At 70.4% G+C, this 23,698-nt stretch carries 24 protein-coding genes; 13 read left to right on the top strand and 11 right to left on the bottom strand.

Annotation, left to right across the window (positions count from 1 at the left end):
- Positions 1-5 precede the first annotated feature (5 nt).
- Genes H4W80_RS43780 through H4W80_RS43765 form a run of 4 tightly spaced genes read left to right on the top strand, consistent with a single transcriptional unit; the run spans position 6 to position 3,988 of the window.
- On the top strand, positions 6-1,046 hold the full coding sequence (locus H4W80_RS43780; protein WP_192790446.1) for an STM4014 family protein: 1,041 nt from the start codon (positions 6-8) through the stop codon (positions 1,044-1,046).
- A 32-nt stretch (positions 1,047-1,078) separates the two neighbouring features.
- Positions 1,079-1,912, top strand: coding sequence for an STM4013/SEN3800 family hydrolase (locus H4W80_RS43775; RefSeq protein ID WP_225963983.1), 834 nt, complete (start codon positions 1,079-1,081; stop codon positions 1,910-1,912).
- Positions 1,899-3,164, top strand: coding sequence for an STM4012 family radical SAM protein (locus H4W80_RS43770; protein ID WP_192790445.1), 1,266 nt, complete (start codon positions 1,899-1,901; stop codon positions 3,162-3,164). The genes H4W80_RS43775 and H4W80_RS43770 overlap by 14 nt, the downstream gene beginning before the upstream one ends.
- Positions 3,158-3,988 (top strand): STM4011 family radical SAM protein, encoded by an 831-nt coding sequence (locus H4W80_RS43765; protein ID WP_192790444.1) that lies wholly within the window; start codon positions 3,158-3,160, stop codon positions 3,986-3,988. The genes H4W80_RS43770 and H4W80_RS43765 overlap by 7 nt, the downstream gene beginning before the upstream one ends.
- Positions 3,989-3,990: 2 nt before the next feature.
- Here H4W80_RS43765 and H4W80_RS43760 read toward each other — a convergent pair whose 3' ends face one another.
- The 3 genes from H4W80_RS43760 to H4W80_RS63065 form a co-directional block, all read right to left on the bottom strand.
- Positions 3,991-5,283, bottom strand: a complete 1,293-nt coding sequence (locus H4W80_RS43760; RefSeq protein ID WP_192790443.1) for a DUF6745 domain-containing protein — start codon at positions 5,281-5,283, stop codon at positions 3,991-3,993.
- The gene (locus tag H4W80_RS43755; protein WP_185071231.1) at positions 5,283-5,579 is read right to left on the bottom strand and encodes a hypothetical protein; all 297 of its coding nucleotides are present in this window, start codon (positions 5,577-5,579) and stop codon (positions 5,283-5,285) included. Before H4W80_RS43755 ends, H4W80_RS43760 begins: the two co-directional genes overlap by 1 nt.
- A 277-nt stretch (positions 5,580-5,856) precedes the next feature.
- Entirely contained in the window at positions 5,857-6,621 is a 765-nt protein-coding gene (locus H4W80_RS63065; protein ID WP_192790442.1) for a CGNR zinc finger domain-containing protein, read from the bottom strand.
- A 28-nt stretch (positions 6,622-6,649) separates the two neighbouring features.
- Here H4W80_RS63065 and H4W80_RS43745 point away from each other — a divergent pair, with 28 nt between their 5' ends.
- Positions 6,650-7,531, top strand: coding sequence for an arginase family protein (locus H4W80_RS43745; protein ID WP_192790441.1), 882 nt, complete (start codon positions 6,650-6,652; stop codon positions 7,529-7,531).
- A gap of 8 nt (positions 7,532-7,539) precedes the next feature.
- On the opposite strand, the gene H4W80_RS43740 is transcribed toward H4W80_RS43745, so the two are convergent.
- Entirely contained in the window at positions 7,540-9,096 is a 1,557-nt protein-coding gene (locus H4W80_RS43740) for a DUF4434 domain-containing protein (RefSeq protein WP_192790440.1), read from the bottom strand.
- A gap of 96 nt (positions 9,097-9,192) precedes the next feature.
- On the opposite strand from H4W80_RS43740, the gene H4W80_RS43735 reads away from it, so the two are divergent.
- A complete protein-coding gene (locus H4W80_RS43735) occupies positions 9,193-9,975 on the top strand; it encodes an SDR family NAD(P)-dependent oxidoreductase (RefSeq protein ID WP_192790439.1) in 783 nt (260 codons plus the stop codon).
- A gap of 6 nt (positions 9,976-9,981) precedes the next feature.
- Here H4W80_RS43735 and H4W80_RS43730 read toward each other — a convergent pair whose 3' ends face one another.
- Positions 9,982-10,374 carry a VOC family protein gene (locus H4W80_RS43730; protein ID WP_192790438.1) on the bottom strand — a complete coding sequence of 131 codons (393 nt, stop codon included), beginning with the start codon at positions 10,372-10,374 and terminating at the stop codon, positions 9,982-9,984.
- Between the two features lie 65 nt (positions 10,375-10,439).
- On the opposite strand from H4W80_RS43730, the gene H4W80_RS43725 reads away from it, so the two are divergent.
- The 7 genes from H4W80_RS43725 to H4W80_RS43695 all read left to right on the top strand — a co-directional run bounded on the left by H4W80_RS43725 (position 10,440) and on the right by H4W80_RS43695 (position 17,015).
- Complete coding sequence (locus tag H4W80_RS43725; protein ID WP_192790437.1) at positions 10,440-10,865, top strand: MarR family winged helix-turn-helix transcriptional regulator; 426 nt, start codon at positions 10,440-10,442, stop codon at positions 10,863-10,865.
- A gap of 110 nt (positions 10,866-10,975) precedes the next feature.
- Positions 10,976-12,130: an ABC transporter ATP-binding protein gene (locus H4W80_RS43720; RefSeq protein ID WP_192790436.1), complete on the top strand. Its 1,155-nt coding sequence runs from the start codon at positions 10,976-10,978 to the stop codon at positions 12,128-12,130.
- Positions 12,123-13,229 (top strand): ABC transporter ATP-binding protein, encoded by a 1,107-nt coding sequence (locus H4W80_RS43715; protein ID WP_192790435.1) that lies wholly within the window; start codon positions 12,123-12,125, stop codon positions 13,227-13,229. The genes H4W80_RS43720 and H4W80_RS43715 overlap by 8 nt, the downstream gene beginning before the upstream one ends.
- Positions 13,226-14,122: a carbohydrate ABC transporter permease gene (locus tag H4W80_RS43710; protein ID WP_318787329.1), complete on the top strand. Its 897-nt coding sequence runs from the start codon at positions 13,226-13,228 to the stop codon at positions 14,120-14,122. The genes H4W80_RS43715 and H4W80_RS43710 overlap by 4 nt, the downstream gene beginning before the upstream one ends.
- Positions 14,123-14,127: 5 nt before the next feature.
- Complete coding sequence (locus H4W80_RS43705; RefSeq protein WP_192790434.1) at positions 14,128-14,949, top strand: carbohydrate ABC transporter permease; 822 nt, start codon at positions 14,128-14,130, stop codon at positions 14,947-14,949.
- Positions 14,950-14,951: 2 nt separating this feature from the next.
- On the top strand, positions 14,952-15,227 hold the full coding sequence (locus H4W80_RS43700; RefSeq protein ID WP_225963982.1) for a DUF2160 domain-containing protein: 276 nt from the start codon (positions 14,952-14,954) through the stop codon (positions 15,225-15,227).
- Positions 15,228-15,245: 18 nt separating this feature from the next.
- Positions 15,246-17,015 carry an ABC transporter substrate-binding protein gene (locus H4W80_RS43695; RefSeq protein WP_192790433.1) on the top strand — a complete coding sequence of 590 codons (1,770 nt, stop codon included), beginning with the start codon at positions 15,246-15,248 and terminating at the stop codon, positions 17,013-17,015.
- 61 nt (positions 17,016-17,076) lie between these two features.
- On the opposite strand, the gene H4W80_RS43690 is transcribed toward H4W80_RS43695, so the two are convergent.
- From H4W80_RS43690 to H4W80_RS43665, 6 genes are all read right to left on the bottom strand, one after another.
- Entirely contained in the window at positions 17,077-18,102 is a 1,026-nt protein-coding gene (locus H4W80_RS43690) for an alpha/beta hydrolase family protein (protein ID WP_192790432.1), read from the bottom strand.
- A complete protein-coding gene (locus H4W80_RS43685) occupies positions 18,092-19,372 on the bottom strand; it encodes a Gfo/Idh/MocA family protein (protein WP_192790431.1) in 1,281 nt (426 codons plus the stop codon). The genes H4W80_RS43690 and H4W80_RS43685 overlap by 11 nt, the downstream gene beginning before the upstream one ends.
- Positions 19,373-19,381: 9 nt before the next feature.
- On the bottom strand, positions 19,382-20,665 hold the full coding sequence (locus H4W80_RS43680; RefSeq protein ID WP_192790430.1) for an ABC transporter substrate-binding protein: 1,284 nt from the start codon (positions 20,663-20,665) through the stop codon (positions 19,382-19,384).
- A gap of 45 nt (positions 20,666-20,710) precedes the next feature.
- Positions 20,711-21,577, bottom strand: a complete 867-nt coding sequence (locus tag H4W80_RS43675) for a carbohydrate ABC transporter permease (RefSeq protein WP_192790429.1) — start codon at positions 21,575-21,577, stop codon at positions 20,711-20,713.
- Positions 21,561-22,526, bottom strand: a complete 966-nt coding sequence (locus tag H4W80_RS43670) for a carbohydrate ABC transporter permease (protein ID WP_192790428.1) — start codon at positions 22,524-22,526, stop codon at positions 21,561-21,563. Before H4W80_RS43670 ends, H4W80_RS43675 begins: the two co-directional genes overlap by 17 nt.
- Positions 22,527-22,740: 214 nt before the next feature.
- Positions 22,741-23,694, bottom strand: a complete 954-nt coding sequence (locus H4W80_RS43665; RefSeq protein ID WP_192790427.1) for a LacI family DNA-binding transcriptional regulator — start codon at positions 23,692-23,694, stop codon at positions 22,741-22,743.
- Between the last annotated feature and the right edge of the window lie 4 nt (positions 23,695-23,698).

Raw genomic sequence — 23,698 nt, 5'->3', positions numbered from 1 at the left:
GTGACGTGCGGTTCGCCGTGGTCGGGACCCCCGGGGATCGGCGGGTGACGATGTTCGGGGACGCCGCCGTGGCCGCCGGGCTGGCGGAGCCGTACGTCATCCCGTGGCGGGACGTGCTGGCCGGGCGGGAGATCGGCGCGCCCGAGGGTTCGTTGTTGCGCGTGGACTCTCCGGGCGAGGACGCCGAGGCCGACGAGTTGCTGCGCGGGCCGGGTGATCCCGCGCGGGTCGGCGGCGGGGCGACCTGGTACAAAGCGTTCACGGCGGGGCTGTCGCGGGTGGCGGCCCTTCCGGGTGTGCGGCTGATCGGCGACATCGAGGAGATCTCGGTGATGTTCGACAAGCGGCGCTGTCACGCCGTGCTGGCCGGGGCGGGGGTGCCAGTGCCGCCCGCCTTCGAGGCCGGTTCGTACGACAGGCTGCGGGCCGAGATGGAGCGCCGGGGCTGGTCCCGGGTGTTCGTCAAGCCCGCGCACGGGTCGTCGGCGTCCGGGGTGATCGCGTTCCAGGCGCACGGCGACCGGGTGCGGGCCGTCACGTCGGCGGCCTGGGTTGAGGGGGTGCTGTGCAACTCGCTGCGGGTGCGCACGTACACCTCCGCCGGTGACGTGCGGCGGATCGTCGACTTCCTCGCCGGCGACGGGCTGCACGTCGAGCGGTGGTTTCCGAAGGCGTCCACCGGCGGGAGGGTGTTCGACCTGCGGGTGGTGACCGTGGCCGGGGTCCCGACGCACGCGGTGCTGCGGGCCGGCCGCAGCCCGATGACGAACCTGCATCTTGGCGGGTCGCGGGGCGATCTGGATGCCGTACGGTCGCGGCCGGGCCTGTGGGAGCGGGTCCTGGAGGCGTGCTCGCGGGCGGCGGCCTGCTTTCCGCGGAGCCTCGCCACGGGGGTGGACGTCATGGTGGGGGCGGATTGGCGGTCGGTGGCGGTGGCCGAGGTGAACGCGTTCGGGGATCTGCTACCGGGGTTGGGAGATCTCGCGGGGCACGGGCGGGACACGTATGCAGAGCAGGTACGCGCGGTCCTGGCGGGGGCACGGTGAGCACGGGCGGCATCGCGGCAAGCGGCGAGGGCATGGCAGTCACGGGCGACATAGCGGCGAGCGGGCCGTTCGACATGAACGGGATCGTGGGGAGCCATGACATCCTGCTCGTCACGCTCGACACGCTCCGCTACGACGTCGCGGTCGCACTCGAGGCCGCCGGGTCGCTGCCGAACCTCCTGCCGCCCGGCGTGTCCTGGGAGCGGCGGCACAGCCCGGGCAGCTTCACGTACGCCGCCCACGCCGCCATGTTCGCCGGGTTCCTGCCCACTCCGGTGACCCCGGGGCCGCATCACCGGCTGTTCGCGGCCGCGTTCCCAGGCAGCGAGACCACCGGGGGCCGCACGTGGGTGTTCGACGCGCCCGACCTGCCCGCCGGGCTCGCGCGGGCCGGTTACCACACGGTGTGCGTCGGCGGCGTCGGCTTCTTCAACAAGCTGACCCCGCTCGGGTCCGCACTGCCGAGCCTGTTCGCCGAGAGCCACTGGGAGCCGGCGTTCGGCGTGACGAACCCGTCGTCGCTGGAGCGCCAGATCGACCGCGCTGAGGAGGCGCTGGCCGAACGGCGCGAACCGGTCTTCCTGTTCGTCAACGTGTCGGCTCTGCACCAGCCGAACCACTTCTACCTGCCCGGAGCCGCCGGCGACTCGCTGGAGAGCCACGCGGCGGCGCTGCGGTACGTCGACCGGCACATCGGACGCCTCTACGCGCTGATGCGCCGCCGCCGTCCCTGCCTGGTGATCGTCTGCTCCGACCACGGCACGGCGTACGGCGAGGACGGCCACGTCGGCCACCGGATCGGCCACGAGGTGGTCTGGACGGTCCCCTACACCGAGTTCGTTCTGGAGAGTAATGCGGCCTTATGAGGGTTACGTCTACGCCTATCCGCACAAGACCGCCTACCGGCCGCTCGATCCGCGACCGCGGCTCAAGGAGGTGTGGGCCGGGGAACGGCCGGGCGCGTTATACGTGCACATCCCGTTCTGCGAGATGCGCTGCGGCTTCTGCAACCTCTTCACCCGCACCGGCGCCCCCGAGGAACTGGTCGCGGCCTACCTCGACGCCCTGGAGCGGCAGGCCGTCCAGGTGCGGGACGCGCTGGAGGAGACCGCGTTCACCACGGCCGCGTTCGGCGGCGGGACGCCGACGTACCTCAGCGCGCGCGAGCTGACCCGGCTGTTCGACCTGACCGAGCGCACGATGGGGGTGGATCTCGCCGCTGTCCCCCTGTCGGTGGAGACCTCCCCCGCCACCGCCACGCCCGACCGCCTGACCGTCCTGGCCGAGCGCGGCACGTCCCGCGTCTCGATCGGCGTGCAGAGCTTCGTCGACGCCGAGGCCCGCTCCGCCGTACGCCCGCAGAAGCGGGCCGAGGTGGACGCGGCCCTCAACGCGATCAGGGCCTCGGGCGTGCCGGTGCTCAACATCGACCTGATCTACGGCATCGACGGCCAGACGCCGGAGTCGTGGCTGTACTCGCTGGACACCGCGCTCGGGTGGCGGCCCGAGGAACTGTACCTATACCCGCTCTACGTCCGGCCGCTGACGGGGCTCGGCAAGCAGGGCCGGGCGTGGGACGACCAGCGGCTGGAACTGTACTGGGCCGGGCGCGAGCACCTGCTGGCCGCCGGGTACGAGCAGGTTTCGATGCGGATGTTCCGGCTGCCCGGCACGGGTTCGACCACCGGATACTGCTGCCAGACCGACGGGATGGTGGGGCTGGGGTGCGGGGCCCGCTCGTACACGAGCGAGCTCCACTACTCGTTCGAGTACGCCGTGGGGGCGCGGCACGTGCGCTCGATCATCGACGACTACGTGCGGCAGGACGAGTTCGACGTGGCCAACGTGGGCTTCTCGCTGTCGCTGGAGGAGCGCAAGCGGCGCCACCTCATCCAGTCGCTGCTGCAGGGCGACGGGCTCTCGCGGCGGCTGTACGCGGAGCGGTTCGGCGGCGACGTGCTGGCCGACTTCGCCCTGGACGAGTTCGGCGAGTGGCTGCTGGCGGACCCGGCGACGGTCCGGCTGACGGCGGAGGGGCTGGCGTATTCGGACGCGATCGGGCCCGCCCTCTTCTCGCCCGAGGTCAGGCGGCTCATGGAGGAGTACGCGGCATGCTGACCATCCTCTACCGCGGGCCGCTCGCGAGCTGCGACTACGACTGCGCCTACTGCCCGTTCGCCAAGCGGCGTGACAGCCCCGAGCAGTTACGGGCCGACCGGGAGGCGCTGGAGCGGTTCGCGGGCTGGGTGGGCGAGCAGCCGTTCGAGGTGTCGGTGCTGTTCACGCCGTGGGGTGAGGGGCTGGTCAGGTCGTGGTACCGCCGGGCCCTCGTGGAGTTCTCCTGGCTGCCCAACGTCGCCAAGGTCGCCATCCAGACGAACCTGAGCTGCCGTACCGACTGGCTCTCCGAGGCGTCGGACCGGGCCGCGCTGTGGGTGACGTACCACCCGACGCAGGTCGCGTACGACCGTTTCCTGGGCAAGATCCGCTCGCTGCCGGTGCGCCACAGCGTCGGCATCGTCGGCGATCCGGCGCACCTGCCGGACGCGCGGCGGCTGCGGTCGGACCTGCCCGAGCAGACGTACCTGTGGGTGAACGCCGAGGAGGGCCGCCTCTACACCGACGAGGAGGCGGCCGAGTGGTCGGCGATCGACCCGCTCTTCCACGTCAGCCGCTTCCCGCACCGGAGCGCCGGGCTGCCCTGCCGGACGGGGGACAGCGTGATCTCGGTGAACGGCGACGGCACCGTACGCCGCTGCCACTTCATCCCGGAGGTGCTGGGCAACCTGTACGACGGCTCCTACCGTGCGGCGCTGCGGCCCCGGCCCTGTCCGGCCGCGGCCTGCGACTGCCACATCGGCTACGTGCACCTGGAGCCGCTCGGCCTCTACGACGTCTTCACCGGCGGCATCCTCGAACGCATCCCCGCGGTCTGGCCCTGACCTCAGGTCTCACGCTCGGGCCGGTAGTCCTCCTCGACGACCCCGAACGTCCACGCGACCCCCTCCCGCGCCCGCTGCACCCACGGCGGCACCCGCAGGAAGTAGGTGCGGCTGGTGCCGTCGGGCTCGGGCGTGGAGTTGACGACCTCCACCATGACCAGCGGTTCGTCGTCGGAGAGCTCCACCCGCCACAGAACACCCGTCTCGTCGGAGTGCACCGGCTTGGCCCCCGACTCGGCCAGATAGCGGTCGAGCCCGAAGTGCTCCAGCATGGCCCGGCGCAGCTCGGCGTTCTCCTCTTCGCGGATCCGCTCGACGGTCAGCTCGCGCATCGCGGCGCCGAAATCGGCGGGAACGGGCATGCCGTGCCAGGCGTGCAGCGCGAACCCGTCCGAGTAGGACAGGGCCGGGCCGACCGCCCGATGCAACCGCCCCATCTCGTCGAGGTGCAGCTCGGCGGGTCGCTCGGTGACGATCGCCAGCCGCTCGAACGGCCACCACCAGCCGGTGCGCTCGGCCGCCCGCTTGAGCCCGTCGAGCCCCTCGTGCCCGTCGAACGCCGACAGCCAGGGGGCGTCGTGCTGCCCCAGCACCGCGTCGAGCGTCACCCGTCGCAACGCCAGACCGGCCTCGCCGACCTGACCGGCCCTGCCGGCCTCACCGGCCTCGCCGCCGAGCGCTGCGATGCCCTGGCGGATGTCGTTGACCAGCCGGTTGGCCTGCGGCCAGAGCCGCCCGCCGGTCTCGTCCCACAACGCCGCCCAGCCGACGGGGCCCAGCTCGGCGTAGGCCGCCGCCCTGGCCCGCTCCCACGGCACCGTACGGACCACGTCCCGCACCGACCGGCCGGGATCCCCGTACGACTCCCACGACCTGAGCGCCTCGCCGATCGCCCGACGCAGCTCAGGCACGCCCTGGTCACCGGGCTCCCGCCCTTCGGCCCCGCTGTCGCCACGCGAATCGCGCATCACGACACGGTCATCCCCCGACGAGCCGTCCCCACTCGGTGACCCGGTCGATGAGCCGTCCCCGCTTGGTGACCCGGTCGGTGAGCCGCCGTCGCTCGGTGAACGGTCCGGCAGTGCGCCCAGCCCGGCCTGCTCCAGGGCGCGGCGCACCGCGTCGCCGCCCGTCAGCCAGGCGGCCGCGACGGCCCCGGCCGCGGGCGAGGGCAGCACGAGCACGTGTTCTGGCTCGGCCAGCCCGGCCTCGCGGTACGCCTGCCGGACGGCCGCCTCCGGGTCCTCCCCCGGCCCGGTGGCCACGGCCACCCGCTCCCACGTCAAGGTCGTCATCAGTCGGCCACCACCCGGTGGGAGCCGGGCACGTATTCACGCTGCCTGATCACCCTGTACCAGCCCTTGGGCAGCGAGATCGCGGCATGCTCCTCGTGCACCAGCCGCCCGCCTTCGGGCAGGTGCAGGAAGCCGCCGGAGAGGGTGCCAGGGCCGGGGATCGCGTGGCAGTGTCCGGTGGCCTCGCCATGGGCCAGAACCAGCCGGCCGCGCGCATCCCGCGGCTCCGGCCGCAGCGTGCGCGGGGCGGACTCCTCCGGCACGGGCATGATCAGGATGTCGCCCTGTCGATACATCGACCAACCTCCATCGTCGGGGGGATGATCGAAAGCTATCGACCCTGACCGACAATTCCCGCCGCCCGGACGCCGCCCCAGGGCGCGCGGGAGGCCACAGAGCGCGCCAGCACCGGAGGCGCGGGCACTGGGGGCGCGGGCACCGGAGGCGCGGGCACTGGGGGCATGGACGCTGGAGGCGTGGGCACCGGGAGCCTGGAGGCGGCGGGGAGCCTGGGAGGCGGCGCGGGCAGCAGGGAGTGTCAGCGTCGGCGCGTAAGAGCAGCGGCGGGGGGCGTCAGCGGCGGCGGGCGCGGGAGGCGGCGGCGTGGGCGCGGTTGGCACAGCGGGTCGAGCAGAACTGGCGCTTGCCCGGCCGGCTGTGGTCCACGAAGGCGTCCTTGCAGGGGTCGGCCGCACAGAGGCGCAGGCGGTCCCAGTCGCCTGAGGCGGCGAGGTCGAGCAGTTCGGCGACGGACCGGACCGCGAGTCGTTCGGCCAGGTCGGCTCCCTGCGGCGCGGTGAGCCGCTGTCGTGGCGCCCCGCCCGACTCCTCCACCACTACCCGGATCGGCAGCTCGCCCGCCCACTGCGCCAGGGCGCGCGTCCGCTCAGGAAGTTCGCAGGACAGCACGGCGCGCAGCCGCTCCCGCACCGCACGCACCGCTCGCAGGTCCTCCGCGTCCGGCCCGCCCGTCCCCGCCGGACCCTCGCTCGGCCCGCCTCCGAACGGCTCCCCCACTGGTTGCGCCTCCGGTCCCACCGCCAGTGACGCCACCGGTCCCGCCTCCAGCCCCTCCGCCGACCCCTCCGTCGGTGACGCCGCCGGTGACGCCGCCGGTGACGCCGCCGGCTGAGCCTCCCCTGGCCGCTCCGGCCGCGCCCCCGCCCGCGGTCCGGGCCGCGTGGTCGGGAGTGGAGCGGAGGTGGGCGGGAGGTCCAGTTCGTGGCAGAAGCGGTGCAGGGCCGCCGGGTCCGGCAGGCGCTCCGGGTCGTCCAGGTACTCGTCCCACGTGTTGGCCAGATCCAGCGCCGCAAGACCCGTTTCAGCGAACTGGCGCATCCATCCCCCCTCTGTTACCGTCACGACTATGAACAGAATAACCCCTGACAGACATCTGACGATCCTCGACGCCCCGTCCAATCTCGGCCTGCGTCCGCTCGCCCCCGACACCATCCCCGGCTGCTACAAGGCCCCCTGGGCGCTGCGGAACGCGGGGCTCGTGCGGCGGCTCGGCGCCGCCGACGCGGGGACGTTGGTGCCGCCGCGCTATGTCGCCACGTGGGAGCCGGGGAGCGGCGTGCGCAATGGACGAGCCATCGCCGCCTACACCCGCGAGCTCGCCGACAAGGTGACCGGCATCCGGGCGGCGGGAGGGTTCCCGGTGCTGCTCGGCGGTGACTGCTCGATCATGCTCGGCCCCGCCCTCGCCCTGCGCAGGAGCGGGCGGTACGGGGTGGCGTACCTGGACGCGCACGCCGACTTCCGGCACCTGGGCAACAGCCCGCACGTCGGGGCGGCGGCCGGGGAGGACCTGGCGCTGATCACCGGGCGCGGCGACGACTACCTGTCGGACATCGACGGGCTGCGGCCGTACGTCAGGGACGAGGACGTGATCGTGATCGGGGTCCGGGACGAGGAGGACCTGCGGGACATCGCGGACAGCGGCATCGCGCACCTCCCGGGCACCGACATCTCCCTCGACGACGCGAGCAAGGTGCTGGTGCGGGACGAGCTCGACGGGTTCTGGATCCACGTGGACGCCGACATCCTGGACCCGTCCGTGCTGTCCGCCGTGGACTCCCCCACGCCGGGCGGGCTCGACGCCGCGCAGCTCACCGAGCTGATCCGTGGCCTGACGCAGCTGCCGGGAGCCGCCGGGCTGGAGGTGACGATCCTCGATCCGGATCTGGATGAGGACGGCAGCCAGGCCGCCCTGCTGGCGGACATCCTGGTGAAGGCGCTGGCCTAAGCACCGACCTAACGGATCGTGTAGCCGCTTGTGCTCGAGTGGCCGGTTTCGTTCGTGGCGGTGATCGAGGTCCAGGGGCCCGTGGGTACGTACGGGGCCCACGCCGACTCCAGCCGCCCCCGCCCGTACCACTCCTGTTTGACCACCGCCCCCTGCGGGTCGAAGCGGAGCGTTCCGCCGCGCAGGTTGTAACCCTCGACGAGGATGCCGGGCCGTCCGTTCATCTCCTTGCGGGTGGCGCCGACGATGATCGGCTGCCGCCAGCCGTTCACGATGTCGTCGGCCAGCGAGGGCGTGTCGTAGCGGGCCTGGCAGGTGAAGAACGGGTCCCACCCATAAGAGATGATTTTTCCGGCCTGGGTCCCCGCCGCCATCACCTGCGAGTCGATCCGGCTCTTCGTGGTGCGCCCGCGCAACGGCAGCGGATCGACCCGCCCGCACTCCCCCTCCACCGGCGTCGGCTCGAACCCCTCCACGTTCACCCACAGCTCCACCCCGGACGGCACCCGCCGCGCCGCGGCCTCGATGTAGTCGCGCGTGGACCCGTAGTACGCCCGGGCATTGCTCACATCCCCGACCACCGGCACCAATCGCCGAGCGACGAGCGCCTCCCCCTCATGAACCCCGTACACCGGCACCTTCCCCGTCCCCCGCCCGTCCTGCACAGCGACGGCCATGGGCGCCCCGGCCCGGGTCGCGGCGATGTCCGCCAGCCCCTTCTCCACCTGCCCGGGCGGGAACCCGCGGCCCCTCCGGGCGTCGATGTACGGGCTGACCACGATCTTCTTCCCGGGCAGGGCCGCGGCGACGACCGCGTGCTGGGCCGCGTACAGCTCGATGATCGGATCCTTCGGTCCCCGCCCCCGCATGGCCAGCTCGAACGACTGGTAGACCCCGCCGAACGCCGCCGACCTCCCGAACCGCTCCCGGTAGTCGGCCAGCACCCGCGCGGTGAAGGCGCTCAGCGCGGGGATGTGCGTGGCGTCGGGCTGCCACGGCTTGCCCTCCTGCTGGGGCGCGGCGGGCAGCCCGGGGAACACCGTCATCCCGTACGCGGCCGCCTCGGTCATCAGGTTGCCGAGCCCGTCGCCGTCCGTGGAGACGAGCACGAGATCGTGGACGGGGTCCGCACAGGACCCGGCCAGCGAGACCCGGTAGAAGATCCGGCCCCGGCTCTCGATCCGCCGGTCCAGCCCCGGGCAGCGCAGCAGCCCCTTCCCGAACTCCTCGCTGGTCACGTACGTGTAGACGCGCCGGACGCCGGGCACCTCGGCGCACGGCCGCCCGTCCACGAGGCAGTCGGCGAAGACGGGGTCCTCGCGGGCGCTGAACCTCGGCCCGAACGTGATGAGCGTGTCGCCGCCGATCGCGTGGACGGCCTCGACCATGCGCCGCGTCACGCACGGATCGGCGCGGGGGATGACCCAGTAGCCGGTGACGGCGTACGGGGCGACGACCCGGGTGTCGCGGGACTGGCACTCCTCCACCTCGGAGGAGTCGCCGGGCACGACCAGACTCGCCACGAAGGCGCCCGCCACGACCAGCCACAGGATGATCCGGTGCACCCACGCCCCTTCCACGCCACCTCAAGCCTACGCATCCGGCGCGCCGTACACGTGTCCCGGCGTGACCTGCGGCACCCGATCACCGACAATGACATCGTGCGCATCGATCTCAGTGGCAAGACCGCGCTGGTCACCGGCTCGACCCAGGGCATCGGGGCGGCCATCGCCGAAGGGCTGGTGATGGCGGGGGCCCGCGTCGGGATCAACGGCCGCACCGCCAACTCCGTCGCGATGGCGATGGAGCAGATCGGCGTCGGCGACCTGATCGAGGCGCCCGGCGACGTGACCACGGACGAGGGCTGCGCGGCGGTGCTGGACGCGCTGCCGCGGGTGGACATCCTGGTCAACAACCTGGGGATCTTCGGAGCCAGGCCCGCGCTGGAGATCGACGACGCCGAGTGGCGGCGCTACTTCGAGGTCAACGTGCTGGCCGCGGTCCGGCTCACCCGTACGTACCTGCCGGGCATGATCGAGCGCGGCTGGGGCCGGATCCAGTACATCGCCAGCGACTCCGCCGTGGCCATCCCCGTCGAGATGATCCACTACGGCATGACGAAGACCGCGCTGCTGGGCGTCTCCCGGGGCTTCGCCAAGGCGGCGGCGGGCACGGGGGTGACGGTCAACTCGGTGCTCGCCGGGCCGACGCACACGGGGGGCGTGGAGGACTTCGTCTACCAGCTCGTGGACAGGGAGCTGCCGTGGGAGGAGGCGCAGCGGGCGTTCATGCGGGAGCACCGGCCGCAGTCGCTGCTGCAGCGCCTGATCGAGCCCGAGGAGATCGCGAACATGGTCGTCTACCTCAGCTCACCCTTCGCCTCCGCGACCACGGGCGGCGCGGTGCGGGTGGACGGCGGCTACGTGGACTCGATCCTCCCCTGACGAGGCTCAGTACGACTGGAGCTCGATGAGGTTGCCCTCCGGGTCGCGCAGGTGGGCGGTCCGCAGGGTGGGCGCCCAGTCGGGGCGGTCCTGGGGCGGGGCGACGACGGTGGCGCCGTGTCGGGCCAGGACGGCGGCGGCCGCGTCGACGTCGTCCACCTTCATGACCAGCATCGACGTGTCCTGAGCAGCCTGGGGCGGCTCCGCGGTGCCGATGGCGGCCGCGAGCCGGTCCCGGCCGAACAGGACCAGCCCGGCCTCCCCCTCGATGTCCCAGTTGGCGTATCCGGGCAGGACCTTCACCGGCTCGACGCCGAGCAGCTCGCGCAGCACGCCCTGGTAGAAGGCGGCGCTGGCCGGGAAGTCACGCACCAGCAGGCGGGGGTAGAGCGCGTCCATCGGGGGCCTCCAGCGAGAATTAGTGGGTAACTACCAATTATTGGTGACAACCTACACTAAGAGGCATGGACCTGCCGCCCACCCTGCTCGCGATCACGACCTTCGTCCTGCACAAGGTGGGGGTGGGGAGCCGCCGCGCCGTGGCGGCCCGGCTGGCGGACGAGGCCGGGCTGAGCCTGTGGCAGTTCGCCGTGCTGGCCACCCTGTCGGACTCCGGGCCCGCCGCCCAGCGCGAGATCGGCGGCCGGCTGGGGCTCGATCCGAGCGACATGGTGCGCCTGATGGACGAGCTGATCGGCGCGGGGCTGGCCGAGCGCGAGCGCGACCCGGCCGACCGGCGGCGTTACCGGGTCTCGCTGACGCCCGCGGGCCGTGACGCGCTGGAGCGGGGGCGGGCCCTGGTGGAGCGCGTCGAACGGGAGACGCTGGCGCCGCTGACGGCCGGCGAGCGGGAGCGACTCCACGAGCTGGTCACGAAAATCTTCAGATAACGGTCGATGAGCAGGGAAAAAGCCGCCGGAGTGATAGGCCCGGCCGTTCACGGCTGCCCCGACATCGAATCGTGATTACTCATCCGTCACATTCTGCACAGTCACACCACATGCCCTCTTTGCACACAGTTACAGATCATGTTAGATGGAGGCGAGCAGAGAGGACCGGCACAGTGACGCTGATTCTCGATGGCGTCTTCGTACGGCAGCGCGGGGAGACCTGGCTTGACGACGTTCGCCTGGAATTATCCAACGGAATGACCACACTCGTCGGCCCGATGACCGCGGGAAAAACCACATTGATGCGCGTCGCCGCCGGACTGTTACCGCCGGATTCGGGCCGCGTCATGGTCGACGGAAAAGACGTCACCGCGATTTCGGTGCGAAAACGCTCGGTCGCCTTCGTCTATCAGCAATTCATCAATTACCCGTCCCTGACCGTCCACGAGAACATCGCCTCTCCCCTCCGCCTCGACCCGAAGTTCCGGGGCGCGGGGATCGACCGCCGGGTGCGCGAGGTCGCCGAGCTCATGGGCATCGCGGGGCTGCTCGACCGCCGCCCCGCCGAGCTGTCGGGCGGCCAGCAGCAGCGCACCGCCATCGCCCGCGCGCTGGCCCGCCCCGTGGACCTGCTGCTGCTCGACGAGCCCCTGGCCAACCTGGACTTCAAGCTCCGCGAGCAGTTGCGCGCCGACCTGAAGACCATGTTCGCCGACTCCCCCGGCGTGGTCCTCTACTCCACGGCCGACCCGAACGAGGCGCTGACGTTCGCCGCCCCGACCGTGGTCCTGGGCGAGGGCAGGATCCAGCACGTCGGCGACGTGGCCGAGATGTACGCGCACCCGCCGACGCTGGCCGTGGCCGCCACGCTCAGCGACCCCCCGCTCAACCTGCTGCCCGGCGTCGTACGTGACGGCCGGATCGAGGTCCTGGGCACGTCGTTCCCCGCGCCCAGGGCGCACGCGCCGGGCCGCGAGGTCCTGCTCGGCATCCGCCCCCACCAGGTGAGCATCGAGCGCGCCGGGCCGGGGGCGCTGGAGCTGCCCGCCGAGATCAGGCTGGCCGAGGTGACCGGCAGCGCGACGTTCGTACACCTGCTCCTGCAGGGGAGCGTCCACCTGGTCGCGCACCTGACGGGCACCCGGCTGTTCACGCCCGGCGAGCCCGCGGTCGCGTACGTGGACCCCGCCCACGTCTTCGTCTTCGACGAGGACGGCGGGCGCCTGCTCGCCACCGGCGCCGCGGAGGTCGACCTGCATGGCTGACATCCGCCTGGAAGGCGTGGGCCACAGCTACGACGGCGGCCAGACCTGGGCGCTCAAGCCGATGACCTGGACCTGGCAGAGCTCCAGGGCGTACGCGCTGCTCGGCCCGAGCGGCTGCGGCAAGACCACGCTCCTGAACATCATCTCCGGCCTGCTCACCCCCACGGTGGGCCGGATCTTCTTCGACGACCGCGACGTCACCGACGTGCCCACCTCGGGCCGCAACATCGCGCAGGTCTTCCAGTTCCCGGTCCTGTACGAGGAGATGTCGGTCTACGACAACCTCGCCTTCCCCCTCCGGAACCGGAAATATCCGAAGAAGGAGATCGACGAGCGGGTCCGCCAGGTCTCCCGGCTCCTCGGCCTCGACCACCTGCTCGGCCGCAGGTCGCGGCGCCTGGACGCGGGCCGCCAGCAGATCGTCAGCCTGGGCCGCGGCCTGGTGCGCTCCCAGGTGGCGGCGGTGCTGCTGGACGAGCCGCTCACCGTGGTCGACCCGGCGCTGAAGTGGACGCTGCGCAGCAAGCTCAAGGAGATCCACCGCGACACCGGCCACACGCTCGTCTACGTCACGCACGACCAGACGGAGGCGCTGACGTTCGCCGACGAGGTCGTGGTGCTCAACGACGGGGCGATCGTGCAGGCGGGCGAGCCGGCCGAGCTGTTCCTGTCGCCGGCGCACGAGTTCGTGGGGCACTTCATCGGCTCGCCCGGCATGAACATGCTCCCGGCCGAGATCGTCGGCGACGTCGTACGCGTCGGCCAGGCGGACGTCGGCCTGGTCCACGCGGACGACGCGGACGAGTTGCCGCCGGGGCCGGTCAGGATCGGGGTGCGCCCGGAGTTCGTCGAGATCACCGGCGCGGGCCGGTCGCCGGGCGTGCCGGCCACGGTGACCGGCATCGACCGGATGGGCGCGTACGACCTGGTCCACGCCAGGGTCGGCGAGCACCCGCTGATCGCCAGGACCGAGGCGGGCGCGCCCTACCAGCTCGATTCGGTCGAGTTCCTCCACTTCCCCGCGGACCGGACGTTCCTGTTCCGGGACGAGGTCAGGTGCGGCTCCCTCGCGCCCTTGAACGGAAGGGGTACGGCGTGAGCGAGGTCCAGGAGGAGCCGCGGGCCGCGGACCTGAAGCGCAAGGACAACCGGGCCTGGTGGCTGGTGCTGCCGGTGGTCGTGTCGGTGGCGTTCACCGCCGTGATCCCGCTGATGACCGTGGTCAACTTCTCCGTGCAGGACGTCTTCAACCCCAATGACCGGATCTTCGTGGGCCTGGACTGGTTCCGCGAGATCTCGCGCGACCCGGAGGTGCGCTCGGCGTTCGTGCGGACCCTGCTGTTCTCGGCGCAGGTGCTGCTGCTGGAGATCCCGCTCGGGGTGGCGCTCGCGGTGGTGATGCCGCGCCGCGGCGTCTGGGTGTCGGTGGCGCTCGTGCTGGTCGCGCTGCCGCTGCTCATCCCGTGGAACGTGGTGGGCACGATCTGGCAGATCTTCGCCCGCGGCGACATCGGGCTGGGCGGCTGGGCGGTCAACAACGTCCTCGGGATCAACTTCAACTACACGCTGGACTCCACCGACGCCTGGATCACGGTCCTGGTCATGGACGTCTGGCACTGGACGCCGCTGGTGGCGCTGCTGGCCTACGCGGGCCTGCGCTCGATCCCGGAGCCGTACTTCCAGGCCGCCCAGATCGACGCCGCGTCGGCGTGGGCGACTTTCCGGCACATCCAGCTGCCCAGGCTGCGCGGGGTGCTGACGATCGCGATCCTGCTCAGGTTCATGGACAGCTTCATGATCTACACCGAGCCGTTCGTGGTGACGGGCGGCGGCCCGGGGAACGCCACCTCGTTCCTCAGCATCCTGCTGTCGAAGATCGCGGTCGGGCAGTTCGACCTGGGCCCGGCGGGCGCGTTCTCGCTGCTCTACTTCCTGATCGTGCAGATCCTCTGCTACGTCTTCTTCACCGTGCTGACCAGGTCGGGGAGGTGACCCGGATGGCCAGGCGCACCGAGCGGCGACTGCCCTGGGCACGGACGGTCTTCTGGCTGTACGTGGCCACGCTGATGCTGCCGCTGCTGTGGATGTTCGGCATGTCGATCCGGCCGAACGAGGACATCCTCGGCAGTTTCTCGCTCATCCCGCAGCGCGTGACGTTCGACAACTACGCCACTTTCTTCTCCGACTCCTCCTGGTATTCGAGCTATCTGAACTCCATCATCTACACCTCGATGAACGCGGTGATGTCGCTCGTCGTGGCGCTGCCGGCGGCGTACGCGTTCTCGCGGTTCCGTTTCGCCGGGGACAAGCACCTGTTCTTCTGGCTCCTGACGAACCGCATGGCGCCGCCGGCGGTGTTCCTGCTGCCGTTCTTCCAGATTTACCAGAGCGTCGGCCTCTTCGACACGCACCTCGGCGTCGCCATCGCGCACATGCTCTTCAACGTGCCGCTCGCCGTGTGGATACTCGAGGGCTTCATGTCGGGAATTCCCCGGGAAATAGACGAGACCGCGGCCATCGACGGCTATTCGCTGCCGCGTTTCTTCATCCGTATTTTCTTGCCGATGATCCGGTCCGCGATCGGCGTGACGCTGTTCTTCTGCTTCATGTTCAGCTGGGTCGAGCTGCTGATCGCCAGGACGATCACCTCGGTGAACGCCAAGCCGATCGCCGCCACGATGACGCGGACGGTGAGCGCGGCGGGCGTGGACTGGGCGCTGCTGGCGACGGCGGGCGTGCTCACCATCGTCCCCGGCGCGATCGTCATCTGGTTCGTCCGCAACTACATAGCCAAGGGATTCACCATGGGGAGGGTCTAGGGATGCTGGAGTGGATGGTCTGGACCGTCCCGACGGCCCTGGTGTTCGCCGGGCTCGCCCTGCTGCTGGTCGTCATGGCGGTCTGGGCCCGCATCTCCCCTCCCGTGGCCAGGCGCGGCTTCCTGCGCATCGAGACCGACCGTGGCGACCGGCTCTACATCGGCCTGATCAGCGCGGCCGTCGTGCTGGCCGGCTGGATGGCTGTCACCGACCTGTCCATGTGGCTCGCACTCGGCTGCGCGCTGCTGGTGGCGGTCGTGATCGGGATATGGGGCTAACAGAGGAGGAGCCGAGCGATGAGGCATCGGGCAGGCAGGTCCGCGGCGGTAGGTCTGGCCGCGCTCGTCCTGGTAGTGGCCGGCTGCACGCAGGGCGCGAAGAAGCCCACGAGCGATTTCAAGGAGTCCGACGGCAAGGCGGCGGCGCAGCGGTGGGTGACGGAGGAGTTCACGCCGAGCACCCTGTCCAAGGACCAGCAGCTGGCGGAGATGGACTGGTTCATCAAGGCCGCGGCGCCGTACCGGGGCATGCAGATCAACGTGGTCTCCGAGACGATCACCACCCACGAGTACGAGTCGCAGACACTGGCCAAGGCGTTCACCGAGATCACCGGGATCAAGATCAAGCACGATCTGATCCAGGAGGGTGACGTCATCGAGAAGCTGCAGACCCAGATCCAGGGCAACCAGAACATCTACGACGCGTACGTCAACGACTCCGACCTCATCGGCACCCACTCGCGCGGCGACTACGTCTTCCCGCTGTCCGACTACATGGCGGGCGAGGGCAAGAACGTCACCTCGCCCACGCTCGACCTGGACGACTTCATCGGCATCAGCTTCACCACCGGCCCCGACAAGAAGATCTACCAGCTCCCCGACCAGCAGTTCGCGAACCTGTACTGGTTCCGCTACGACTGGTTCACCGACCCGGAGATCAAGAAGCAGTTCAAGGCCGCGTACGGCTACGACCTGGGCGTCCCGGTCAACTGGGCGGCCTACGAGGACATCGCCGACTTCTTCACCAACAAGATCAACGGCAACGGGACCATCGACGGCAAGAAGGTCTACGGCCACATGGACTACGGCAGGAAGGACCCGTCGCTGGGCTGGCGCTTCACCGACGCCTGGCTGTCCATGGCGGGCAACGGCGACCCCGGCATCCCCAACGGCCTGCCGGTGGACGAATGGGGCATCAGAGTCGAGAACTGCCGCCCGGTCGGCTCGTCGGTCACCCGCGGCGGCGACGTCAACGGCCCCGCGGCGGTCTACGCGCTCACCAAGTACGTGGACTGGCTGAAGAAGTACGCGCCCCGGGAGGCCGCGGGCATGAACTTCAGCGAGGCGGGCCCGGTGCCGGCGCAGGGCAACATCGCCCAGCAGGTCTTCTGGTACACCTCGTTCACCGCCGACATGACCAAGCCGGGCCTGCCGGTCGTCAACGGTGACGGCACGCCCAAGTGGCGCATCGCGCCGAGCCCGCACGGCGCCTACTGGAAGCAGGGCAACAAGCTCGGCTACCAGGACGCCGGCTCGTGGACGCTGCTCAAGAACACGCCGCAGGACCGCCGGGCCGCGGCCTGGCTGTACGCGCAGTTCGTCACGTCGAAGTCGGTGTCGCTGAAGAAGTCGATCAAGGGCCTGACCTTCATCCGCGACTCCGACATCCGCAGCGACTTCTTCTCCGACAACTCCAAGAAGTACGGCGGGCTCATCGAGTTCTACGCCTCGCCGGCCCGCAAGCAGTGGACCCCGACCGGGACGAACGTCCCCGACTACCCCAAGCTCGCCCAGCTCTGGTGGCAGAACGTGGCCACCGCGGTGACCGGCGAGACGACCGCCCAGCAGTCGATGGACAACCTGGCCAAGCAGCAGGACGAGATCCTGGCCCGGCTGGAGCGGCGCGGCTACGGCGGCAACTGCGCGCCGAAGCTCAACCCGGAGCGGCCCGCCCAGTACTGGCTCGACCAGCCGGGCGCGCCCGCGCCGAAGCTGGCCGACGAGCGGGGCAGGCCGGAGACGCTCGACTACGACAAGCTCATCGCCACCTGGAAGTCGGGCAACTAGGCTCGGCCAATGAACGCAGAGCGCCGCCGCCCGGGGGCAGGTCCCGGGCGGCGGCGGTCTCCTAGGCCTTCAGCCGCTGGGCCAGCCAGTCGAAGGCCTGCTCCTGCCTGGTCACGTCGAAGCTGTGGGGCACGTCTGCCCACACCGCCTCGTAGGCGTCAGGAGCTTCGCGGTAACGTTCCTCGATCATGGTGTGCGCCCGGCGCATGCCCGGCTCGGGGAACAGCCGGTCGCGCAGGGCGTACTGGACCATGAGCGGCTCGGGCGCGCGGGCCGCCACCAGGTCGGGCCAGTCGCCCAGGCGCGGCAGCCCGGGCGGCCAGAGCATCCAGGTGTGCTTCTCGACGTACCCGTCGATCATGTCGCGGTAGGACGAGACCATCGCGGCGACCACGACGGCCCGCATGTCCGGGTCGAACGCGCCGAGCAGCGCGGCCCGCAGGCCGCCCCCGGACAGCCCGACGCACCCGACGGCGCTCACGTCGGGCCTCGATCGGAGGTAGGCCGCCGCGGCCAGGTCCTCGCCCGCCGCCACGCCCGCGAAGGACGTGCCGAGCGCGGCGCAGTACTTGGCCACCACGTGCTCGTGATCCCTGGCGGCCGCGTCGTAAGGGCCGGGCTCGTCCACGCCGAGCGGGAACCGGCGGCTGCCCCAGGTGAGCACGTCGGGGGCCAGCACCACGAACCCACGCCGGGCCAGCTCGTTCGCGTACGCGCGACCGCCGTACAGGAGCTCCCTGACCCGCCGCACCTCGGGGGAAGGCTCGGCGGGGCCGTCGGCGATCTTCTCCTTGCCGGCCCACTTCATCCCGCCGTGGCAGTGCAGCGCCACCACCCCGGGCAGCGGCCCGGCCGCGTCCCGGGGACGCAGCAGGTAGGCGTGGGTGCGCGGCCCGAACCCCACCGACCAGGAGAGCTCCTCCCCGGCGAGGTCCCCGTCCGTCCACGAGCGCTCGACCCGCACGTCGTCGGCGGCCAGGTCGAGCACCCCCATCGCGGCCCGCGCGGCCTGCCGCAGCTCGGGCCCCGGGAGAGACGGGTACGGCCCGAGCCGCGCGGCGGCGACCTCGGCCAGCTCAGCGAACACGCGTGCCGTCGTCCACCAGGTGCACCGGCTCGCCGGTCGCGGCCGACACGTTGGCCGCGTGGCCGGTCAGCACGCTGCGGATCCCGTCGCGGTAGCCGGCCTGCCGGGCCAGCGGGTCGTCGCCGGGGCCGCGGAAGACGTCGTTCAGCAGCAGCCGGTCGCCGCCGCCGTGCCCGCCGGCGCCGCTCTCGATCGGCACCTCCTCCGCCTCGCTCCAGTGGCGGTGCAGGGTGAGCCTCTCCCAGGAGTCGGCCTTGTGCTTCTTGGAGGCGGCGCTCGGGTCGATGGCCGCGTGCGGCGGGGTCCACGCCCGCTCGACGACCTCCAGCTCCAGCCGCCCGGCCGTGCCGTTGAACGCCACCCGGTAGCCCTCGGCGGGTGCGTAGGCGTTCAGGGCGTAGGTGAGCACGGCGCCGTTGGTGTAGCGGACCATCACCGACATGGTGTCGTCGATGGTGATCCCGTCGCCGAAGACGTCCTGGTCGCGGAGGTAGCCGTCCTCGTGCTCGGCGTCCAGGTAGAGCCGCTTGAGCCGGGCGTCCTTGGAGATGTCCAGGATGAACGGGTCCGTACCGAGACCCGGGGCGCCCTGGCCCCGCACGGGACGGTCGGTCACGCCGCGCTCGCGGGCGTTGTCCGAGCCGTAGAAGCGCAGGTCGGCCTGGGCGAAGACGGTCTGCGGGGCGGCCGCCAGCCACCAGTTGACCAGGTCGAAGTGGTGGGTGGACTTGTGGACGAGCAGCCCGCCCGAGTTGGTCCGCTCGCGGTGCCAGCGGCGGAAGTAGTCGGCGCCGTGGATGGTGTCGAGCGTCCACTCGAAGTGCACGGACGTCACCCGGCCGATCGCGCCCTCCTGCAGCAGGCGGCGCACGGCCGAGTTGCGCGGCGAGTAGCGGTAGTTGAAGGTGACGATCAGCTTGCCGCTGCTGCGCTCGGCCGCCTCGGCGATGGCCGCGCAGCCCTCGGCGTCGACGGTCAGCGGCTTCTCCACGATGACGTCGCGCCCCGCGTCGAGCGCCGCGCACACGTACCGGGCGTGCGTGGCGTCGACGGTGGTGACGATGACCGCGTCGGCGAGCTCGAGCACCTTGTCGAACTCATCGGGCGTGAAGCGCGGCACCTCGTGACCGATCCGCTCGGCGTAGTAGTCCATGCGGGTCCGGTTCGTGTCGCACAGGGCGACGATGGTGCCGGCGTCGCGCCACTCCCCGAGCAGCGCGTCGACGTACATCTGCGCGCGGTGCCCGAGCCCGACGAACGCGTACTTCATGTCTCTCCTTTAGCCTGCGATCGAGGCGTTGGCCTCGGTGATGAACTTCTGCGCGGCGTCGTCGGGGGTCATCTTGCCGAAGAGGACCTCCTCGGAGTAGCGCGTGAGGATGTCTTCCATGGCGCTGGCGCCCTTCGGCGGAGCGGCCGGCGGGTCGGCCAGCTCACCCTTGACCTTGTCGAGGAAGTCCAGCGTCTTCTTGTCCGTGGGCGGCAGCTTGTCCTTGACCGCCGCCAGCACCTTGGAGCTGGCCGGCAGGCCGCGGTCGCTGAGGATGATCCCGCCCACCTCGGGGTCGTTGATCATGAAGTCGATGAACTTGGCGGCCTCGGCCGCGTGCTCGGACTTCGACGAGGCGGTGTAGAACATCGCCGGCTGCAGGAACATGCCGCCGGTCGTGGCGCCCGGCCGCTTCGGCATCCGGAGCAGGTCCACGTCCTTGCCGGACTTCTTGGCGATGCCGCCGAGCTGGTTGCTCCACCACATGCCCATCGCGCCGGTGCCGGTGGCCAGCAGCGACTGGTCCACGCTCTGGGCGCCGATCTCGGCGGTCTTGGCGGCGTCGGGCGAGCCCTTGGTCTTGATCAGGTTCTGGTGGGTGGTCCACCATTCCTTGATGGTCTCGGGCGAGACGCCGATCTTGTTGCCGTTGTAGAAGGGCTCGCCCTTCTGCGCGGCGAAGATCTGGAGGTAGGCCGGGTTGAAGCTCTGCTGCGTGCCGTAGATCTTCCCGCCGCTCTTCTCGCTGATCTTCGACGCCAGGTTGACGTAGTCGTCCCACGTCCACTTGGTGTCGTCGGGGAGCTTCTGCCCCGCGGCCTCCAGCTCGGTCGGGCTGACGACCAGGGAGAAGGCGTTGACGCCGGTGGGGATGGCGTACTGCTTGCCGTCGATGGCGCCGGTGCCCAGCACCTTGGGGTCGATGTCGCCGGTGTTGACGGTGCTGGCCAGGTCGGCCAGCGTGCCGCGGTCGGCGTACTCGCGCAGACCGCGGATCTCGAGGGTGATGACGTCGGGCGCGTCGCTGGCCGCGACCTTCGTGGACAGCGACTCGTAGTACGCCGCGAAGTCGGAGAACTCGCCCTCGACGTCGATGTTCGGGTTCTTGGCCTCGAACTTCTTGATCGCCTCTTCGGTCATCTGCTGCCGCGCGGCGCTACCCCAGTAGGAGAAGCGCAGCTTGATCTTGCCATCGGCGCTCTCGCCGCCGCTGCCGCTGCCGCAGGCCGCGGTGACCGCCAGCATCGCGGTGGCGAGCAGTGCCGCCGACCACACCTTCTTGCCAGAGCTCACGGCTCTACCTCCTAGGGGTTTCTTCTGGTTGGGGGGTGGATGGGACTACTTCAGTCCCGTCGTGGCCACGCCACGGATCAGGTACTTCTGGCCGGCCAGGAAGAAGCCGAAGATGGGACCGAGCGCGATGATCGACATGGCGAACATGGGTCCCCATTGCGAGTCGCTGCTGGCGTCCAGGAACGTGCGCAGCGCGACCGGGACAGTGAAGTTGTCCGGGTTGTTGAGGTAAAGGAGCTGGCTGAGGAAGTCGTTCCACGTCCAGATGAACGTGAAGATCGCGGTCGTGGCCAGCGCGGGCAGGCAGAGCGGCATGACCACTCTGATGAAGATGCGCCAATAGCCCGCTCCGTCGATCTCGGCCGCCTCGTCCAGTTCCCTCGGCAGCGTACGGATGAACTGCACCATGAGGAAGACGAAGAACGCGTCCGTCGCCAGCACCTTGGGCATCACCAGCGGCCAGATCGTGTTGATCAGGTCGAGCTTCGAGAACATGATGTACTGCGGCACGATCACGACGTGGTGCGGCAGCATGATCGTGCCCAGCATGATGGCGAACCAGAGCTTCTTCAGCGGGAAGTTCAGCCGGGCGAAGGCGTAGGCCGCCAGCGAGCAGGCCACCAGGTTGGCCACCACGGACAGCGCGGTGACGACCGCGGAGTTCCACAGGTAGTAGCCGAAGGGGTGCTTCAGCGCCGTCCAGCCCGCGGTGTAGTTGTCGAAGGTGACCTGGCTGGGCCACAGCCCCGGCTCCCGGAAGATCAGCTCCTCCGGCTTGAGCGAGCTGGAGATCATCCAGAGCAGCGGATAGAGCATGACCAGGCCGAAGCCGATCAGCAGGATGTGCTTGACCACCGGCCCGCCCTTGAAGGGGCGGAACAGCACCGGGACCGGCCTACTTGGTGTCGCCATAGAAGACCCAATACTTAGACGCGAGGAAGTTCACTCCGGTCAGGGCGGCGATGATGACCAGCAGGACCCACGCCATCGCCGCGGCGTAGCCCATGTCGTAGCTCTTGAACCCCTTCAGATAGAGGTAGAGCGTGTAGAAGAGGGTGGAGTCGGCCGGGCCGCCCTTGCCGTTGCTGACGATGAACGCCTGCGTGAACGACTGGAACGACTTGATCACCTCGAGCACGAGGTTGAAGAAGATGATCGGCGTCAGCAGCGGCAGCGTGATCGAGCGGAACTGGCGCAGGGTCCCGGCCCCGTCCACCGCCGCCGCCTCGTAGTAGCTGCTGGGGATCTGGCGCAACCCGGCGAGGAAGATGATCATCGGGGCGCCGAACGTCCACACGTGCAGCAGGATCAGCGTGCCCAGCGCCGTGTCGGGGTCGCCGACCCAGCCGGGCCCCTGGATGCCGAAGATCGACAGCACCGCGTTGACCAGGCCGTCGGCGCCGAAGACCTTGCGCCACAGGATCGCGATGGCGACGCTGCCGCCCAGCAGCGAGGGCAGGTAGAAGATCGAGCGGTAGAACGACAGCCCGCGCAGCCCCCGGTCGAGCACCAGGGCCAGCCCAAGCGCGAAGGCCAGCTGCAGCGGGACCGACACGACCACGTAGATCGTGGTCACCTTCAACGAGGCGATGAACCTCTCGTCCTCGGTGAACATCTTGATGTAGTTGTCCAGCCCGACCCACTTGGCCTCCTTGAGGAGGCTGTAGTCGGTGAAGGACAGGTAGAGCGAGGCGATGATCGGGCCGACCGTGATGACCAGCAGGCCGACGAACCAGGGCGCCAGGAACAGGTAGGCGGCCCTCGCCTCGCGGCGGGCACGTAGGGAGCGGGGCCCGCCTCCGCCGGCCTGCGTGGCCGGTTTGCGCGGGGCTCGGGTCTTCACCGCCACCGTGTCAGCCATGACGGAACTCATTCGTCATTCACGGACCTTCCGGCGAGATGTGAATGGATAGCGCTTTCCTATAGCTGGCGGGAAAGTTACGTCAACCCTTTGCAGACGTTACATAGCCGTTACCGATATATCGTTACGACGTTTTCCCAGTTAGAGAGCTTGATCGCCCGAGAAGTCAGATGAATTCGCTGCGCAGTTAGTACAACCGTTTGCAGCGGGCCAGCTATCGTGGCGGAGCGGTGGAGTCCCTGATGACCAGGCGCGTCTCCAGCGACGTGGTGGCCGTCACCTCCTGGATGAGCAGGTCCACGGCGAGCCGGCCGGCCGCGGCGGTGGGCATGGCGACGGTGGTGAGCCTGGGGCGGTTCAGCCGTCCGGAGACGATGTCGTCGATCCCGACCACGCTGACGTCCCGCGGCACGCCCAGCCCCAGGTCACCGAGCCCCTCGATGAGCCCGATCGCCACCAGGTCGTTGTAGGCGAGCACGCCGGTCGCCCCGGAGTCCCGCACCCGCCGCGCGGCGGCGAGCCCGCCCCGCTCGGTGGGCGCGTTGGGGCCGATGACGACCAGCTCGACACCCTCCACCTGTTCGGCGGCCGTACGGATCTCCGAGCTGGTCCACGAGCCGGCCGGGCCCGACACGAGCGCCACGCGGCGGTGGCCGAGCCCGGTCAGGTGCTCGACCGCCAGCCTGGCCCCGTGGCCGACGTCCATCAGCACCGTGGCGGCACCGCGCAGCCGCCGGTTGATCACCACGAACGGCACCCGCGCGGCCAGCCGTTCCAGCGCCTTGTTGGACGAGCGCGGGCTGCACAGCACCAGGCCGTCCACCTGCTTGGAGAACGCCTGCACCAGCTCCTCCTCGGTGGCCGCCTCCTCGTCGGTGTCGGCCACGAACAGGTGGTAGTCGCGCTGCCGGGCCGCCGAGTGGGCCGCCTTGATCAGCGGGGGGAAGAACGGATTGGCGATGTCGGCCACGATCAGGCCGAGGTTGTGGGTGCGGCCCGTCGTGAGCGCCCTGGCCGCCCGGTTGGGGCGATATCCCAGCTCCTCGGCCACCGTGAGCACCCTGGTGCGGGTGGCCGCGTTCACCATGTGCGGCGCGGAGAACGTCCGCGACACGGTCGATACATGCACACCCGACGCCCGGGCCACATCACGAATCGTCACTGTCACAGTC

Origin of the sequence: Nonomuraea angiospora, from assembly GCF_014873145.1 — a bacterium.
Taxonomy (GTDB): Bacteria; Actinomycetota; Actinomycetes; order Streptosporangiales; family Streptosporangiaceae; genus Nonomuraea; species Nonomuraea angiospora.
This window is presented reverse-complemented; position numbering and strand designations above follow the sequence as displayed.